The organism is Vibrio sp. 1401 (genome assembly GCF_033340295.1).
Genome location: NZ_JAWOWF010000870.1, coordinates 1 through 511 on the forward strand (window position 1 = coordinate 1; position 511 = coordinate 511).

The 511-nt window shown below is 42.9% G+C and carries 1 protein-coding gene; it reads right to left on the bottom strand.

The genetic code is table 11. From position 1 onward, the window contains the following. Positions 1-385 (bottom strand): glycosyltransferase family 2 protein (locus tag R7Z77_RS28620; protein WP_318137469.1); only part of this gene is annotated, 385 nt, incomplete at its 3' end. Between the last annotated feature and the right edge of the window lie 126 nt (positions 386-511).

A 511-nucleotide genomic window follows, 5' to 3' on the forward strand; every position in this document is an offset into this window, starting at 1 on the left:
ACCAGCCAGAATGGTAGATGAACTTTCCGAATGCTGAGCTAAGTCGATTTAGTTTATACAAAACGTTCGGCTTATCTGCTGAAACAGCCTGTAAAATGCTTGCTTTTAGCTCAGGAGTACCCTGTTCATCGGCATCTAACCACAATACGTAGTCGGCCGTAACATATTGCTGCGCAAGTTGGCGTTGTTTTCCAAACCCCGGCCAGTCTAAGTTGGTATAGAATTTATCGGTGTATTGTCGGGCAATTTCTTCAGTGCGGTCGGCACTGCCCGAGTCGAGGATGACAATCTCATCAACCCAACCTTTTACGGTGTCTAGACAAGCTTTTAAATGCTTCTCTTCATTTTTGACGATTAAGGCAACGGCTAAAGTTGGCTTGGACAAATTGACTTCCTTCTTAACAAATCTATACAGGGAGTTTACTGGTATTGCGGGTACAAATCTTCTACGACTTGATTGAACATTGTAATCACTTGCTTGCTTGTGATGCGATTCATTGCTTTTTCATCT